This is a genomic window from Kitasatospora sp. NPDC096204 (assembly GCF_044763205.1).
Lineage (GTDB): Bacteria > Actinomycetota > Actinomycetes > Streptomycetales > Streptomycetaceae > Kitasatospora.
The window spans coordinates 48,876-64,955 of the sequence record NZ_JBIWFT010000033.1; the positions used below are offsets into that span (position 1 = coordinate 48,876).

At 74.7% G+C, this 16,080-nt stretch carries 13 protein-coding genes; 8 read left to right on the forward strand and 5 right to left on the reverse strand.

The window, feature by feature from the left end; all coding sequences use genetic code 11:
• Positions 1-222: 222 nt before the first annotated feature.
• Positions 223-1,887: a peptide-N4-asparagine amidase gene (locus ACIQ87_RS29775; protein ID WP_402412468.1), complete on the forward strand. Its 1,665-nt coding sequence runs from the start codon at positions 223-225 to the stop codon at positions 1,885-1,887.
• 384 nt (positions 1,888-2,271) lie between these two features.
• Here ACIQ87_RS29775 and ACIQ87_RS29780 read toward each other — a convergent pair whose 3' ends face one another.
• On the reverse strand, positions 2,272-2,958 hold the full coding sequence (locus tag ACIQ87_RS29780) for a response regulator (protein ID WP_402412471.1): 687 nt from the start codon (positions 2,956-2,958) through the stop codon (positions 2,272-2,274).
• Positions 2,959-3,046: 88 nt separating this feature from the next.
• Between ACIQ87_RS29780 and ACIQ87_RS29785 the strand changes: the two genes are divergently transcribed.
• On the forward strand, positions 3,047-4,630 hold the full coding sequence (locus ACIQ87_RS29785; protein WP_402412473.1) for a purple acid phosphatase family protein: 1,584 nt from the start codon (positions 3,047-3,049) through the stop codon (positions 4,628-4,630).
• Between the two features lie 142 nt (positions 4,631-4,772).
• Positions 4,773-5,663: a S1 family peptidase gene (locus tag ACIQ87_RS29790; protein ID WP_402412476.1), complete on the forward strand. Its 891-nt coding sequence runs from the start codon at positions 4,773-4,775 to the stop codon at positions 5,661-5,663.
• A 399-nt stretch (positions 5,664-6,062) separates the two neighbouring features.
• On the opposite strand, the gene ACIQ87_RS29795 is transcribed toward ACIQ87_RS29790, so the two are convergent.
• Positions 6,063-7,355 (reverse strand): sensor histidine kinase, encoded by a 1,293-nt coding sequence (locus ACIQ87_RS29795; RefSeq protein ID WP_402412479.1) that lies wholly within the window; start codon positions 7,353-7,355, stop codon positions 6,063-6,065.
• Positions 7,356-7,514: 159 nt separating this feature from the next.
• Here ACIQ87_RS29795 and ACIQ87_RS29800 point away from each other — a divergent pair, with 159 nt between their 5' ends.
• Positions 7,515-8,084 carry a hypothetical protein gene (locus ACIQ87_RS29800; RefSeq protein WP_402412482.1) on the forward strand — a complete coding sequence of 190 codons (570 nt, stop codon included), beginning with the start codon at positions 7,515-7,517 and terminating at the stop codon, positions 8,082-8,084.
• Between the two features lie 160 nt (positions 8,085-8,244).
• On the forward strand, positions 8,245-9,015 hold the full coding sequence (locus ACIQ87_RS29805) for a (2Fe-2S)-binding protein (RefSeq protein WP_402412486.1): 771 nt from the start codon (positions 8,245-8,247) through the stop codon (positions 9,013-9,015).
• Between the two features lie 91 nt (positions 9,016-9,106).
• Here ACIQ87_RS29805 and ACIQ87_RS29810 read toward each other — a convergent pair whose 3' ends face one another.
• Positions 9,107-9,859: a cache domain-containing protein gene (locus ACIQ87_RS29810; RefSeq protein ID WP_402412489.1), complete on the reverse strand. Its 753-nt coding sequence runs from the start codon at positions 9,857-9,859 to the stop codon at positions 9,107-9,109.
• 50 nt (positions 9,860-9,909) lie between these two features.
• Positions 9,910-10,662 carry a FadR/GntR family transcriptional regulator gene (locus ACIQ87_RS29815; protein ID WP_402412492.1) on the reverse strand — a complete coding sequence of 251 codons (753 nt, stop codon included), beginning with the start codon at positions 10,660-10,662 and terminating at the stop codon, positions 9,910-9,912.
• Positions 10,663-10,926: 264 nt separating this feature from the next.
• Here ACIQ87_RS29815 and ACIQ87_RS29820 point away from each other — a divergent pair, with 264 nt between their 5' ends.
• The 3 genes from ACIQ87_RS29820 to ACIQ87_RS29830 all read left to right on the forward strand — a co-directional run bounded on the left by ACIQ87_RS29820 (position 10,927) and on the right by ACIQ87_RS29830 (position 14,833).
• The gene (locus tag ACIQ87_RS29820) at positions 10,927-12,453 is read left to right on the forward strand and encodes an APC family permease (protein WP_402412495.1); all 1,527 of its coding nucleotides are present in this window, start codon (positions 10,927-10,929) and stop codon (positions 12,451-12,453) included.
• Between the two features lie 68 nt (positions 12,454-12,521).
• Positions 12,522-13,640 (forward strand): CaiB/BaiF CoA transferase family protein, encoded by a 1,119-nt coding sequence (locus ACIQ87_RS29825; protein WP_402412616.1) that lies wholly within the window; start codon positions 12,522-12,524, stop codon positions 13,638-13,640.
• Positions 13,637-14,833, forward strand: coding sequence for an acyl-CoA dehydrogenase family protein (locus tag ACIQ87_RS29830; RefSeq protein WP_402412498.1), 1,197 nt, complete (start codon positions 13,637-13,639; stop codon positions 14,831-14,833). Before ACIQ87_RS29825 ends, ACIQ87_RS29830 begins: the two co-directional genes overlap by 4 nt.
• 188 nt (positions 14,834-15,021) lie before the next feature.
• Here ACIQ87_RS29830 and ACIQ87_RS29835 read toward each other — a convergent pair whose 3' ends face one another.
• Positions 15,022-16,074, reverse strand: coding sequence for a hypothetical protein (locus tag ACIQ87_RS29835; RefSeq protein WP_402412501.1), 1,053 nt, complete (start codon positions 16,072-16,074; stop codon positions 15,022-15,024).
• Positions 16,075-16,080 lie beyond the last annotated feature (6 nt).

A 16,080-nucleotide genomic window follows, 5' to 3' on the forward strand; every position in this document is an offset into this window, starting at 1 on the left:
CAGGATGCCGCTCAGCGTATGGACGGTTCGTGCCGGCAGCCAGGGTGCGTCCCCGGGGTCGCACTCGCCGGCCTCGGCGAAGCGGGCCGCCCCGCCGCCGGAGACGCGGCGACGGACGGACGCCCTCCCTTGACGCTGGCATGCCACCCCCGGAAGGATTCCCGGATCATCCGACCGGCCCGCGGCACCCGTCCGCGGGCCGCCCGACCCCGGGAACCCGCCTTGGCCCTGCGCCCGTTGCTCCGCCGCGCCGCCGGTCTGGTCGGCGCCGCCGTCCTCACCCTGGCCGGCACCCTCACCGCCGCCGCTCCGGCCCATGCCGACTTCGGCACCGACTACCACGACCCGGTCACCGCCACCAAGCCGCTCACCCGCCCCGACACCCGCGCCTGCACCGTCGAGGTGATGCACGAGCGCGAGTTCCGCAACGGGTACGGCAACCCGCCGGACACCCCGTACGACACCACCCTCACCCCGCCCGCCGACTGCGCGGGCCCCTGGTCGGCGGTGGTCCTGGACCTCCACGGGCAGGTCGCCGGGCGGCAGTTCGACCGCATCTTCAGCGTCCGCGTCGGCGGCGTCCAGGTGCTGCTCTCCTCCACCCCGGAGCCGTCCAAGGACGGCATCGCCTGGAACGTCGAGCACGACGTCACCCGCTACGCCCCGCTCCTCGCGGGCGGCCCGCAGGACTTCTCCTTCGATCTCGCCAACGTCACCGACGCCACCTACACCGGCGTCTTCACGATCAGCGCGAGCCTGACCTTCTACACCACGGACGACCACTGGCCGGCCGCCCGCACCGCCGACCGGCTGCTCACCACCGGCCCGTTCGGGCTCACCCAGGCCGCACCCACCGCCGGACGGGACCTCACCTTCCCGCAGAACCTCGAACGCCTCACCGCCGAGGTCTACGCCCGAGGCGGCGGCGCCTGCGAGGAGTTCGCGTACGCCTCCGCACCGGACGCCTTCGCCGCCGCCAACCCGGGCACCGGCATCTGCGGCAAGGGCCCGTTCCGCGAGCTGCGGCTCACCGTGGACGGCCGGATGGCCGGAGCCGTCTGGCCGTACCCGGTGATCTACACCGGCGGGTGGGACCCGCTGCTCTGGCGGCCCGTGCCCGGCGTCTTCGCCTTCGACCTGCCCGCCTACCGGCTCGACCTCACCCCGTACGTCGGGCTGCTGCTGGACGGCCGGCCGCACACCGTGGGCATCACCGTGAACGCCGCCGAGGCGCAGAACAACGACGTCTGGACCGGACAGGTCAACCTCTTCGCCGAGACGGACCACGGCGCCGCCCGCACCACCGGACAGCTCACCGACCACCGGGTCGCCCCGGAGGCCACCGTCGCCACCGACCTCGCCGACCACGGCGGCGGCAGCGGCGACTGGACGGTCACCGCCGCCCGGAACGACCTCGCCCGGGGCTGGGTGCAGACCTCGCACGGCCGGATCACCACCGAGGTCCGCGACGAACTCGCCTTCCGCTCCACCCAGCGGCTGCGCGACGGCGGCAACGACCTGACGCTGCGCAACGGCACCGACCTCACCCGCACCACCGCCACCTGGGGCGGCGGCCCGCGCCGCACCACGACCGTGCACGAGGGCGAACCGCTGGACGTCTCCTACCGGGTGAGCCGGGACGCGGCCGGCAACACCGACCAGAGCACCGCCATGGAACTCGGCTACCACCGCGAGGCCACCGCGGCGACCGGCGGCCACGTCACCGAGCGCTCCACCGTCGACCACACCCTGCGCCCCACCGCCGTGCGGCACGACGGGGACCGCACCGTCCGGACCGGCAGCAGCACCGAGGAGTACCGCAGCACCGGGCCCGAGGGGCCGTACCAGCGGACGCTGAGCTTCGTGGACGGCTGGCCGCGCACCTGAACCCACGTACCTGACACCCCGCACACCTGCAACCCGCGCACCTGAAGCCCGACTGTCCGACTGTCCGACTGCCCGGGTTGCGAAAATTGCCCGGATTCGTGCCGTACACCCCTGGTGCACGGCGCGTGGGAGGCGCATGATGGGAGATGGACCTGTGAGGCAGCTGAAATAGTTCGACCGCAGGAGGCAGTGGCGACAGATCGAGACGGATCAGGGTCTGCCGCTGGGCACTACCTCGGTCGACGATCGAACTACCGGCCGGAGGACACCACGTCCGGAGGCCACCCCAGTCTCACAGGTTCCACGCGTCCACGGAGCATCCCCTCGGCCCCGTGGACGCGTTCCTGTCTCTTCCCTCCCGCGGCCGCCGCCGCCCCGAGGCTCTCACCGCGCCGCCCAGCCCATCTCCCAGGCGTGCACCGCGATCCCGACCCGGTTCGCCACCCCGAGCTTGCGCTGGATGCTGGCGACGTGGGTCTTCACCGTGCCCGGTGAGATGAACAGTTCCGCGGCGATGTCCGCGTTGGTGCGGCCCGCCGCGACGTGCCCGGCGATCTCCACCTCCCGCTCGGTCAGCGGCACCACCGGCGCCGCCTGACGGCGGTCCGGGCGGCGCGGCACCGTCACGTGCCGCAGCAGCCGGACGGTGACCGACGGGCTGATCAGGCTCTCCCCGTCCGCCGCCGCCCGTACCGCCTCGGCCAGCAGGGACGGGCCGGAACGCTTCAGCAGGAAGCCGGACGCCCCGTGCCGCAGGGCCGGGTACACGTACTCGTCCAGGTCGAAGGTGGTCAGCACCACCACCCGCACCGGCTCCGCCACCCCCGGACCGGCCAGCCGCCGGGTCAGTTCCAACCCGTCCATCCGCGGCATCCGGATGTCCACCAGCGCGACGTCCGGCCGCAGTTCGGCCGCCAGCTCCAGCGCGGCCAGCCCGTCCGCCGCCTCGCCCACCACCTCGATGTCCGGCTGGGCCGTCAGGATCCTCCGCACACCGCGCCGGACGGCCTCCTGGTCGTCCGCGATCAGGGTGCGGATCACCCGCCGGTCCTCGCCGTTCGCACTCGTCACGCCCAGCAGTGTGGCGTACGGGTGAGCGGCGGGAAAGTTCACGCGGTGGACCGGGCGCGGTTCACCTTCGTCCGGTGGGCTGGCCGCCATGAACGAATCCAGTGGGCGCCTCTCCGTCAGCCGCCGCGGCCTCCTGGCCGGTGCGACCGGCGTCGGCCTCGGCGGCGCCGTGTCCCTCTCCAGCCTCTCGGCCACCCCCGCCGCCGCCTCCCCGGTGCTGTGGCAGCGGCCGGGCCGCTCCGGCGCGCCGCGCGTGTCCGGCCTGCACCTCCAGTTCGGCTCGGACGCCTCGCGCGAGGTGGTGGTCTCCTGGCACACCACCAGCTCGGTCGGCAACCCCCGCGTGATGTACGGGACTTCGAACAACGGCTTCGGCCGGACGGTCCAGGCCGCGACCCGCACCTACCGGGACGCCGCCTCCGGCACCGAGGTCCAGGTGCACCACGCCCGGCTGACCGGCCTGCGCGCCGACACGGACTACGTCTACGCCGCCGTCCACGACGGCACCACCCCCGAGCTCGGCACCGTCCGCACCGCCCCGCGCGGCCGCTCCGCCTTCACCTTCACCAGCTTCGGCGACCAGGGCACCCCCACCCTCGGCAGGAAGACCGCCAACGGCTACGTGAACGACAACCTCGGCAGCCCCGCCGCCGGCGACACCACCGCCGGGGTCGAGCGGATCGCCCCGCTGTTCCACCTGCTCAACGGCGACCTCTGCTATGCGAACATCGCCACCGACCGGGTCCGCACCTGGTCCGACTGGTTCGAGAACAACAGCCGTTCGGCCCGCCACCGCCCCTGGATGCCGGCGGCCGGCAACCACGAGAACGAGAAGGGCAACGGCCCGATCGGCTTCGGCGCCTACCAGGCGTACTTCGAGCTGCCGGACGCCCGCTCCGACGCCGAGACGGCCGGCCTCTGGTACTCGTTCACGGCCGGCTCGGTGCGCGTGATCAGCCTCAACAACGACGACGTGGCCTACCAGGACGGCGGCAACAGCTACGTCCACGGCTACTCCGGCGGCGCCCAGCAGCGCTGGCTGGAACGGGAGTTGATCGCGGCCAACGCCGACCCGGAGATCGACTGGATCGTGGTCTGCATGCACCAGGTGGTGATCTCCACCGCCGACAAGTTCAACGGCGCCGACCTCGGGATCCGCGAGTCCTGGGTGCCGCTGTTCGACAGGTACGGCGTGGACCTGGTGGTCTGCGGCCACGAGCACCACTACGAGCGCTCGCACCCGATCCGCGGCCAGCAGCCGACCGACACCCGCACGCCGATCCCGGTCTCCACCGACACCCGGACCATCGACACCACCAAGGGCACCGTCCACATGGTCATCGGCGGCGGCGGCACCTCCGCCCCGTCCAACCAGCTCTTCTTCAACCCGCCCAAGGCCCGGGTGATCACCGGCGTCGGCACCGTCGACCCGGCCACCGGCAAGCGCCCGCCCGTGTACGTGATCGAGGACGCCCCCTGGTCCGCCTTCCGGGACGCCGACAACCCGTACGGCTTCGCGTCCTTCGACGTCGACCCGGGCGGCCGAAACGGGCAGACCACCATCGGCGTCACCTACTACTCCGTCAGCGGCCCGTACGGGGACCTCGTCCCGGTCGACCGCTTCACCCTGACCCGCCCGCGCGGCACCCGCGGCGGCGGCCGGGGCCACTGAGGCCTGCCCGAAGAGGGGGGACAACCCCCCTCTTCGCCGACCTGCTGCCCCGACACGGCATCCACCTGCCGACGCCATGGTCCAGCCGATCTCGAACGTACAGGCTGAGCACATCCGAATCCCCGAACGGAAGGAACCGTCCGTGTTCAGCCCCAAGCCGTCCCGTCGCCGTGCCGTCCGCGCCGCAACCGTCGGGACTCTCGCCGCCGTCGCCTGCACCACCCTCATGGCGGGAAGTGCCGGGGCGATCGTCAACGGCGGTGACTCCTCCGAACGCTACCCCTTCATGGCGGTGATCCCGATGTCCGCTCCGGAGGCCGGCCTGCTCGACGGCAACTGCGGGGGGTCGCTGATCGACCGCCAGTGGGTGCTGACGGCGGCGCACTGCGTGACCGGCGCGATCGAACTCGACGGCACCGTCCGCATCGGCAGCGACCGGCGCAAGACCGGCGGAACCGTCCGGAAGATCGACCGGGCCTTCGTCCACCCCGGCTATGCGAACGGCGACAATCAGGGCCCCAACAAGAACGACCTCGCCCTGATCCGCCTCGACCGGCCCGTCTCCGAGCAACCCATCAAGATCGCGAAGGAGGCGGGCGGCCCGGGTACCCCGACCCGGCTCCTCGGCTTCGGCACCACCGTCGACGGCGAGTTCGACTTCCCCGACCACCTGCAGGAGCTGAACACCCGCCTGGGCGCCGAGTCCGAATGCGCACCCGGCTTCGCCGACCCGACCAGGCTGTGCACGGTCAGCCCCAAGCCCAAGGCCATGGCGTGCCACGGCGACTCCGGCGGCCCGCAGCTCCAGAAGGCCCGCAACGGACGGTGGGAGCTCGTCGGCGTCACCTCGGGCCCCGGCGTCCTGGGTGTGCCGTGCTCGACCGGCCCCGGGCTGTACACCAGCGCGCCCGCCTACGCGCACTGGATCAAGCAGACCATGAAGGCCAACAGCAGCCACTCGGTCAACGAAGCCGACACCGTGCTCGCCGACCGGATGGCGGACACCGGCGCCACGTCGGCCGAACTCCCGTGACACGCACGGCAGCTGACGCCACCACGGCAGTCGGCCGGCCGGCCCCGTCGCCGTTCGCACCAGGCCCCGCCCTCGTACGGGCCATCATGTGCCGGCCGGGCCCCTGGCCGACAGGCGCAGGGTGTACCTGACGGCACCCGTCGGGCCGGCGGAGACCGCCCGAAACGCGTCACCCCTGCGCCGTGCCCCTCCGCCGTCCACGGAAGCGGGGGGGGCCCCCGCCGGGCGGGCGCCCGTCCGCGGGCGCGGCCGGGGGCCCGCCCGGGGGCACGGGCCCCCCGCCCCCCCCCGCGGCCCGGGCGCCCCCCCCCAAACCCCCCACCCCCCGCCCGCGCCCCCCCCCCCCCCACGCGACCGCGCGCCCCCCGGGGGGGGGGCCCCCCCGCTTCCGTGCGCTCCTCAGCGTCCCGGCAGGGAGCAGCTGACCCGCCAGCCCGCGGGCGTGCCCGGGCCGGCGGTCAGCGTTCCCCCGTGGGCGGCGGCGCGGGCGGTGAGTCCGGCCAGGCCGGTGCCGCCGGCGCCGGGGCGGCGGCGCAGCAGCGGCTTGCGGGCGGGGCCGCCGCCGTCGGTGACGGTCAGCTCGACGCCACCGTCCTCGCCGAGCGCCACCCGGACGGTGACCTCGGTGGCCTGCGGGGCGTGCCGGCGGATGTTGGTGAGGGCCTCCAGGACGACGGCGTACGCGGTCGCCTCGGCCTCGGCGGAGAGCCGGCCGGCGGTACCGGGCGCCAGCTCGGCGGTGGCGCGCAGGCCGCCCGTGGTGCCGAAGCGGGCGACCAGCTCAGGGAGGTCGGCCAGACCCAGCCGGCGCGTGGTCGCCCCGCCGGTCCGCTCCTCCAGGTCCCCCCGTCCGGAGGCTCGGCCACCCCGGCCCTCCGGACCATCCCGGTCGTCCGGACCGTCCCGGTCGTCCGGACCGCTCGGCTCGCGCAGGGCGCCGACCATCTCGTCCATCGAGTCCAGCGCCCGCAGCCCGGCCTCCTCCAGGCGGCGCAGCAGTGCGGTGGTCTCCTCCGGCTCCTGGCCCGGGAGTTGGCCGGCCTGGGCCTCCAGCACGATGCCGGTGATCTCGTGGGCGACGAAGTCGTGCAGCCCCCGGGCCACTTCGAGGCGCTGCTCACGCCGGGCCCGCGCCACCGCCCGCTCCCGGCGGGCGTCCAGGACCCGCAGGTAGAGGGCCGCGCCCGCGACGCCGAGCACCGGTGGCAACGAGAGCAGCACCCCGCCCACCGCCCCGGCCACGCCGCCCTGCGGCACGCGCAGGGCGAACCGCAGCGGCAGCAGCACGGCCGCGAGCCCGAGCAGCCCGCTGACCGCCCAGACGGATCGGTCGGGCAGCCGGCGGACGGCCCGGAAGAGCAGCCCGAGCAGGGTGAGCCACTCGAAGGGCATCCAGAACGCGGGCAGCCGGTAGGGCCCCGGGTAGACCAGGTCGACCAGCAGCGAGGCGCCGGCCACCGCCCCGGCGGCCGTGCCGAGGGTGACCCGCCCGGTGGGCCACGGCAGCAGCGCCACCGCCGCGGCGAGCAGCGCCGTCAGGGCGAGCAGCGCGGCCGCGCCGCGGGCGTCCGCCTGCGCCAGCACGACGGGCGGCAGCAGGGCCAGCGCGGCGACGGCGGCGAGCCGCCGCCGGATCCGGGCCGACCGCGGCCAGGTGGGATCGGACCGGACGGAGGATGAGTCGGTGCGCACCCGGCCGAGCCTACGGGCAGCTCTCCCGGGGGAGGCGACCTCCTCCTCGGGGGGGAGCGGTCCGCCGTCAACTCCCCTCCGCAGCGGGAGGTCTGCGCGGCCGGGCGGGAGCATGCTCGGTGCCGTCGGAACAACCGCGCCGAAGGAGAACGAACCGCCATGAACCGCCGCCTCGCCACCGCCGCAGTCTCACTCCTCCTGCTGACCGCGACGGTCGCCACCGCCACACCGGCCGCCGTCGCCGCAGCACCGGCCCCCACCGCACAACCGGCCGCCGCGGCAGCCGACTTCGGGCCGGTCAGCGTGCGCGGCACCGGCAACACCGTCCTCACCGCCTCGTTCCACGGCTTCGAGGGCGACCCGGTGCAGATCTCGGTGGACGCCCGCGCCGCCACCAACACCGACCCGCGCAGCACCGCGGGCCACTTCCACGTCCGCCACGTGCGCACCGACGGCCGACTGGTCGCCGACTTCGAGGGCGACATCACCTGCCTGGCCGTCGGCGGCCGGGAGGCGATCGCCACCGGGGTGATCACCAAGGGCGAGGCTCCGTGGTTCCCGGGCCTGGAGCTGACCGGCCAGAAGGTCGCGCTCTCGATGGAGGACAACGGGCGGCGCGGGGACCGGATGGGCTGGGTCTGGGGCGTGTTCGGCCAGCCGGTGTCGGACTGCCAGGGCACGGTACCGTTCATCCGCACGACCAGTGGTGACTTCTCCGTGCGCAGCTGAGACCCGGCCGGCCGGGCCTGCCAGGGCCTCTTGGGCAACGAGCGGGGCTGCGCACCGCCGCGCGAACACCCGGAGACCTGGAGGCCCCGTTGTCCCTGAACCGTCCGACCATCCCGCCACTGGCGGGTGCGGGGTTCAACGACCGAACAGGGGACGGCCGTTGAACCCCGCACCGGACCGTCAGCCGCCCGACCACACCCGACTCGCGGCCGTCGGGCCGTACTTCGCGCTGGACACCTCGCCGGACGGGCGGCCGCCCGAGGGCTTCCGGCCACTGGCCGAGTTGTACGGCACCGGGCCCGACGCGCCCTTGGCGGCGCGGCTGCCGGTGGTGGCGCGGCGGCTCGGCACCGGCGAACCGCGGGTCGCCGCCTCGATCCTCCACCTGGGGCTGGCCGCCCGCTTCTGGTCGGTGGGGCTGGGCTCGGCCGTGCTGCTGGGGACGGTCCCGACGCTGGAGGACGCCTGGGTGCGGATCCCGGACCAGGGGCCGCTCGACCTGTGGATCCCGCCGGAGCCCGCCCGGCCTGGCGGCGGACCGATCGGCGGACCGACCGACGGACCGACCCCCGGGACGCTCGCCGACCGGCTCCACGAGGCCGTTCTGCTCGGCCAGTTGGAGCCGTTGGCGGCGGCCGTCCGGGCCTTCGCCCCGCTCTCCCCGCGGCTGCTGCTCGGCAACGCCGCGTCCGCGCTGGCCGGGACACTGCGGGTGCTGGACGCCCACGCGCCCGTCGCCGCTCGGGCGTTGGCGGCGGAGCTGCTGGAGCGTCCGCCGCTGGCCGGCGTCGGCACCCTGCGCACCGGGCCGCGCGGCACGGCGTTCCGGCGGAACAGCTGCTGCCTCTACTACCGGGTCGGGCCGGGCGCCGGGCTCTGCGGGGACTGCTGCTTCAGCACGCCGCCCGGGCGCGGGAAGCGGAACGAATAATACCTTCACAAATGAAGGTCATACCGGACCCCAGAGGCCCGCACCGGCCGGCCCGCACCGATCAGCCCGCACCAGGGTCGATCCACCCCCCTCAGCTCCGCACCACCGTCCAGTCCACCGCCGCCGACGGCACCGCGGCCCGCTCGGCCCCGGGGTCCGCACGCAGCCCGCGCGCCAGCGAACCCACCGGCAGGGCCGGGGTGGTGGCCGCCAGCACCCGCCCTTCGCCGTCGAGCAGCGCGGCCTCGCCGGGCAGCGCCCGCAGCGGCGGCACCAGCAGCCGCTCCAGCGCGGCCAGCGGGACGTCCCCGGCCGCCACCCCGACGAAGCCCGCGCCCGGGACGACCACCGGCCGGGCGAAGCACAGCACGTACCGGTCGGCACAGAGCAGGTCGACCTGCGGCCCGGTCACCGCGGCCCGCCCCTCGTCCCGGGGCCGGGCGAACCAGGGCAGCGCCCGGTAGTCGTAGAACTCGGCGTCCGCCGGGTCGAGCGCGAGCCGCAGCCGCCGCTCCCCCGTCCCCCGCGCGCCGCGGTACCACCACTCCACGTGCAGCTCGGCGTCGGCGAGCGCGCCGGGCGCCACGACCGCCCCGCAGCCGAACCAGCGCGAGCCGGGACGCGCCAGCAGCTCGCTCACCGCCCCGTGCACCGCGGCGAGTTCGGCGGCCTCGGGCCGGCGCCCCGCGGCGGCCGCCCGGGTCCAGCAGTCGGCCGCGGCCGCCCGCAGGCCGTCCAGTTCGGTGAGTACCGCGTCGACGGCGGCGGCGACCTGCCGGGCGCACCGCCGGACGGCGGCGAGCCCGGGGGCGGCGGGCAGGGTGGTGCTGGACGCGCTGGTCATCGGGGCTCCGGCGGCGGTGAGGGTTCCGGGACGGCGGTACGGCCCCCGGCTCAGCCGTCGTCCGCCAACTCCAGGTGGCGCCGGACCAGATGGTGCACGCAGGCCACCGCGTGCGCCTCGGCGGCGGCCCGGGCGCCGGCCGCGTCACCGGCCAGCACGGCGACCAGGATCTCCCGGTGCTGCTCGGCGAACCGCTCCTGGTCCGGCCCGTACGGGGCGGGCAGCCAGAGCAGCGGGCCGAGCTCCGCCTGCAGCCGGACGGCGAGCTGGGTGAGCCGCACCGACTGGGCGGCGACGGCGAGTTCGATGTGGAAGCGGGCGTCGGCCCGGCGCTGCTCGGCGGGCCCGACGGCGTCCCGCAGGTCGTGCACCAGCCGGGTGAGCCTGGGGCCGAGGTCGGCCGGGGCGCGTTCGGCGGCGAGCCGGGCGGCGGTGCCGAAGACGGCCAGCTCCTCGTCGCCGAGGTCGCGCAGGTCGACGGTGGCGAGGTCCCGCAGCCGGGCGAGCTGGAGGTGCTGGGAGCCCTCGCCGGGGGTGCGGACGAAGCTGCCGCCGTTGCGGCCGCGCCGGGTCTCGATCAGTCCGGCCTCGCGGAGCAGCGCGAGGGCCTCGCGCACGGTGCCGTTGGCGACGCCGAGTTGGTCGGCCAGGTCGTTCTCGCTGGGCAGCTGGTCCCCGTCGGCGACCAGCCCGAGGGCGATCGCCTCGGTGATCCGGCGGGCCACCGCGTCGGCGCGCCCGAGGTCGGCGAGCGGCGCGAGGACGGCGCTGAGCAGCGGGGTCGCACTGCCGATGGTCGTCATGCCCGCCCCTCCTCCATCGCCGCCGCCAGGCCGCCGCCCGGTCGTCATCACGCTCGTCGCCCGACCCGCCACCGGGCCGCTGCCGGGCCGCTGCCCGGTTCACCGTCCGCCCGGATGTTTCCCGCAGGGTACCCCCGGTCGAGCGCGCACTCTTGCCGCTAGAAACCCAATCTCGTATGTTTTCCCGCAACCTCGGCCCGAGCAGCACCCCCGCACCCCCGTAGCGCTCCCCCACGCATCACGACACGTTCCCAGGAGCAGGTCATGACCGATGCCAGTGCCCGTGCCACCCTCCACTCCCCCGACCCGGACGCCGAACGGCTGGCCGCTCTCGGCTACACCTCCGAGTTCAAGCGCGACATGAGCCTCTGGGCGAACTTCTCGCTCGGATTCACCTACCTCTCCCCCGTCGTCGGGGTGTACACACTCTTCGCCTCCTCGCTGCAGACCGCCGGGCCGCCGATGGTCTGGAGCTTCCTGATCGCGGGCCTCGGCCAGCTGCTGGTGGCCCTGGTGTTCAGCGAGGTGGTGGCCCAGTTCCCGGTGGCCGGCGGGGTGTACCCGTGGGCGCGCCGGCTCTGGGGCCGCACCTGGGGCTGGCTGACCGGCTGGGTCTACCTGCTGGCGCTGATGTCCACCATCGCGGCGGTCTCCTACGGCGCCGGCCCCTACGTGGCCGCCCTGGTGGGCGTCGAGCCGAGCACCACGACGACCGTCTGGTGCGCGCTCGGCCTGCTGGCCCTCGCCACCGTGATCAACCTCGGCGGCACCCGGGTGCTGTCGGCGGCGGCGATGTTCGGCTTCGCCGCCGAACTGCTCGGCGCCCTGGCGGTCGGCGCCTGGCTGCTGCTGACCCACCGCTACCACGGCCTCGGCGTGGTCTTCGACCGCTTCGGCGCGGGCGGCGACGGCGACTACACCGACGCCTTCCTGGCCGCCGGGCTGATCGCGGTCTTCCTCTTCTTCGGCTTCGAGGCCTGCGGCGACGTCGCCGAGGAGGTGCCCAACCCGGGTCGACAGATCCCCAAGTCGATGCGGCGCACCATCTACGTCGGCGGCGCGGCCGCGATCGGCGTCAGCCTGGCCCTGGTGATGTCGATCCGGGACATCGGGGCGGTGGTCTCCGGCGACGACACGGACCCGGTGGCCACGGTGCTGCACGAGGCCTTCGGCGCGGCCGGCGCCCGGGTGGTGATCGGCGTGGTGCTGATCTCCTTCCTGTCCTGCGTGCTGAGCCTCCAGGCGGCGGCGAGCCGGCTCGCGTACTCCTTCGCCCGGGACCGGATGATCGTGGGCAGCCGGCTGCTGGCCACCGTCTCGGACCGGCTGCGGGTGCCGCCGTACGCGCTGCTGCTCGCCGCGGCGCTGCCCGGCGTGATCATCGTGGGTGCCTCGGCGCTCTCCGAGGGCGCCCTCACGAAGATCATCTCCTTCTCCAGCATCGGCATCTACCTGGCCTTCCAGATGGTGGTGCTGGCCGCCCTGCGGGCCCGGCTGCGCGGCTGGCGCCCGAGCGGGGACTTCCGGCTCGGCCGCTGGGGCCTGGCGGTGAACGTCGGCGCGCTGGTCTACGGCGTCGCCGCGATCGTCAACATCTGCTGGGGCCGCACCCCCGACGCCGCCTGGTACGACAACTACCTGGTGCTGCTCTCGGCGGTGGTGGTGCTCGCGGCCGGCGGCCTCTACCTGCTGCTGGCCCGCCCGCACCTGCGTGGCGACGCCCCCTCGGGCGACGCCACGGCCGCGGACGGCGCGACGGTCACCGCCGGAGCGACCGGGGGCCGGGCGTGACCGGGCTCCCGCTGGACGGCGTCCTGGTCGCCGACTTCGGCCGGGTCCTCGCCGCGCCGTACCTGACCATGCTGCTGGCCGACCTCGGCGCCGACGTGATCAAGGTCGAGCAGCCCGGCACCGGCGACGACACCCGCGCGTGGGGCCCGCCGCACGCCCAGGGCGAGGCCACCTACTTCCTCTCCGTCAACCGCAACAAGCGCTCCCTCACCCTCGACCTGCGCGACCCGGCCGACCACGCCCGCGCCGTCGAACTCGTCCGCCGCGCCGACGTGCTGGTGGAGAACTTCCGCCCCGGCACGATGGCCCGCCACGGCCTCGGCCCGGACCGCGCCCAGGCCCTCAACCCGCGCCTGGTCTACTGCTCGATCACCGGCTTCGGCTCCGGTCGGGGCGCCGAACTGCCCGGCTACGACCTGCTGGTGCAGGCGGTCGGCGGCCTGATGTCGGTGACCGGTCCGGCCCCCGGCGAGCCGGTGAAGACCGGCGTCGCCATGGTGGACGTGCTGACCGGGCTGCACGCGGCGGTCGGCGTGCTGGCCGCGCTGCGCGAGCGCGAGAGCACCGGCCGGGGCCAGCTGGTGGAGCTGAACCTGCTCTCCACGCTGCTCTCCGGCCTGGTCAACCAGTCCGCCGGCTACACCCTGGCCGACGCCGTGCCCGGCATCCTCGGCAACCGCCACCCGTCCATCGCCCCGTACGAGGTGTTCACCGCCGCCGACCGCCCGCTGGTCGTCGCGGTCGGCAACGACCGGCAGTTCGCCGCGCTCTGCCAGGGCGTGGGCGCCCCCGAACTGGCCGAGGACCCGCGCTTCGCCACCAACTCCGACCGGGTCGCGCACGTGACCGCGCTGGCCCGCGAGCTCACCGCCAGGCTCGAACGCCGCACCGCCGCCGAGTGGTTCGCCGTGCTCACCCCGCTCGGCGTGCCCTGCGGCCCGGTCAACGACCTGGCCGAGGCCTTCGACCTCGCCGACTCGCTCGGCCTGCACCCCCGGGCACCGCTGCCCGGCCCGGACGGACGGCCGCTGGAGCTGGTCGCCAACCCGATCGGCCTCTCCCGCACCCCGCCCCGCTACCAGCTGCCCCCGCCCCGGCTCGGCGAGCACACCGCCGAACTGGCCGCCTGGCTGGACGCCCCGTACGACACGCACCGGCACGACAAGGACCTCGAGGACCGCCCATGAGCACCCCGCACAGCACCGGTTCCGGCACCGCCCTCGCCGACCCGCTCGACCTGATCGACTTCGCCACCCTGCTCACCGACGAGGAGCGCGAGATCCAGGCCACCGTCGCCAGGTTCCTCGCCGACCGGGTCCGCCCGCACCTGCCGGAGTGGTTCGACAACGCCCACTTCGCCCGCGAACTCGCCCCCGAACTCGGCGCGTTGGGCCTGCTCGGGATGCACCTGGAGGGCTACGGCTGTGCCGGCACCAACGCCGTCTCCTACGGCCTGGCCTGCCTCGAACTGGAGGCCGCCGACTCCGGCTTCCGCAGCTTCGTCTCCGTCCAGGGTTCCCTCTCGATGTACTCGATCCACCGGTGGGGCTCGGAGGAGCAGAAGCGGGAGTGGCTGCCGAGGCTCGCCGCCGGCACCGCGATCGGCTGCTTCGGGCTCACCGAGCCGGACTTCGGCAGCAACCCGGCCGGGATGCGGACCCGCGCAGTGCGCGAGGGCTCGGACTGGGTCCTCGACGGCACCAAGATGTGGATCACCAACGGCGGCATCGCGGACGTCGCCACCGTCTGGGCGAACACCGAGGACGGCGTGCGCGGCTTCCTGGTGCCGCGCGACACGCCCGGCTTCACCACCCGCGACATCAGCCGGAAGCTGTCGCTGCGCGCCTCCGTCACCTCCGAGCTGCACCTGGAGGGCGTCCGGCTGCCCGCCGAGGCGCAGCTTCCGGGGGCGAAGGGCCTGCGCGGTCCGCTGGCCTGCCTGAACGAGGCGCGGTTCGGCATCCTGTTCGGCGCGGTCGGCGCGGGCCGGGACTCGCTCCAGGCGGCCCTGCGGTACGCGGACTCGCGGATCCAGTTCGACCGGCCGATCAGCGGCTTCCAGCTGACCCAGCGCAAGTTCGCCGACATGGCGCTCGCGCTCGGCAACTCCGCGCTGCTGGCCGTCCACCTCGGCCGGCTCAAGGACGGCGGGCGGCTGCGGCCCGAGCAGGTCAGCGTCGGCAAGCTCAACAACGTGCGGGAGGCGCTGGCGATAGCCCGCGAGTGCCGGACGGTCCTCGGGGCCAACGGCATCTCGCTGGAGTACTCGCCGATCCGGCACGCCAACAACCTGGAGTCGGTGCTGACGTACGAGGGCACCAGCGAGATCCACACGCTGGTGGTCGGCCAGGCACTCACCGGGCAGGCCGCCTACCGGTAGGGGCCGCCCGGTCGGTCTCCCAGCCGGCCGTGCGGTCGACGCAACCCGTGCGGGCCCGCGCCGAGGCCCGCCCCAAGGCCCGCGTCGAGGCCCGCGTCCGGCTTGTCCAGAGCCGGGCGCGGGCCTGCGATCCCCACCGTCGGTGCCGATGCCCGTGGCACCGGGTGAAGCTCCTCCGAGGGGCGCGGTCAGACCGCGACCGCCTCCTCCATCTCCTCCTCGGCCTCCTCCGGCGTCTCCACCGGACGGCGCCCGCGGCCCTCGTACATCGCCGCGGCCACCATGACCGCCCCGCCGAGCAGCAGCCAGACCAGCAGGGTCACGACGTGCCCGCCCAGGCCCGCGCCGCCGTCGAAGTACAGGACGCTGCGCGCGCCCTCCAGGAAGCCGGCGCCCGTCCAGAAGCCGTGCAGGGCGCCGAAGAACGCGTTCTGCAGCTCGGGCCGGTAGACGCCGCCGGAGGAGGTGAAGTTCAGCATCACGAAGAGCACCATCATGGCCAGCGTGGTCCACTTCCTCAGGAAGGTGTGCAGGCCGATGCCGATCAGCACGATGCCCGCCGAGTAGAGCCAGCCGAGCGCCCAGACCGCCGCGAGGTCGTGGTCGACCACGTGGAAGACCGGCCCGGCGGTGACGATCCCGATCACGCTGACCGCCAGCGAGACCGCCACCCCGACCAGCGCCCGGACCTTCATGCTCAGCCCGGCGCCGGCGGCACCGATCACGGCGACGCTGGCGTAGGAGCCGATGCTCAGCGCGACCAGCAGGAAGAACAGGCCCTGTCCGGTCGGGTCGCCCTCGGCCGGGGTGGTCAGGTCGGTGACGTGCAGCGGCACGCCCTGCCGGTCGGTGACGTTGGTGAACACCGCCGTGGCGGCCACCACCGAGGTGTCCGAGTTCCCCTTGGCCACGATCAGCTCGGGATTCCTGGCGTCCGGCACGAAGGCGCCCACCAGGTCCCGGTCGCGCAGCTGCTGCTCGGCGGCGGCCCGGTCGTCCACGGTGCGGACGTCGAGCGCGTCCCCGGCCTTGCCCTGGATCGCCTGCGCCAGGCCCTGTGCCTGCGGGGTGGTGCCGACCACCGCCACCTTGAGGTGGTGCGGCTCGGGCTGGTGGAAGGCGCCCTGGTAGGCGAGCGCCATGCCCAGGCACATCAGCAGCGGGGTGATCAGGTGGATGGCCAGGTGCTTGAGCGAGTGCCCCAGGGTGGGCGCCGCGGCGGGGTTCCGGGGTGTGCTCATGGTGTT

Coding starts and splice junctions, on each gene's coding strand:
- ACIQ87_RS29785 (WP_402412473.1), top strand. CDS start 3,047: ATGAACGAATCCAGTGGGCGCCTCTCCGTCAGCCGCCGCGGCCTCCTG.
- ACIQ87_RS29800 (WP_402412482.1), top strand. CDS start 7,515: ATGAACCGCCGCCTCGCCACCGCCGCAGTCTCACTCCTCCTGCTGACC.
- ACIQ87_RS29810 (WP_402412489.1), bottom strand. CDS start 9,859: ATGACCAGCGCGTCCAGCACCACCCTGCCCGCCGCCCCCGGGCTCGCC.
- ACIQ87_RS29815 (WP_402412492.1), bottom strand. CDS start 10,662: ATGACGACCATCGGCAGTGCGACCCCGCTGCTCAGCGCCGTCCTCGCG.
- ACIQ87_RS29820 (WP_402412495.1), top strand. CDS start 10,927: ATGACCGATGCCAGTGCCCGTGCCACCCTCCACTCCCCCGACCCGGAC.
- ACIQ87_RS29825 (WP_402412616.1), top strand. CDS start 12,522: ATGCTGCTGGCCGACCTCGGCGCCGACGTGATCAAGGTCGAGCAGCCC.
- ACIQ87_RS29830 (WP_402412498.1), top strand. CDS start 13,637: ATGAGCACCCCGCACAGCACCGGTTCCGGCACCGCCCTCGCCGACCCG.
- ACIQ87_RS29835 (WP_402412501.1), bottom strand. CDS start 16,074: ATGAGCACACCCCGGAACCCCGCCGCGGCGCCCACCCTGGGGCACTCG.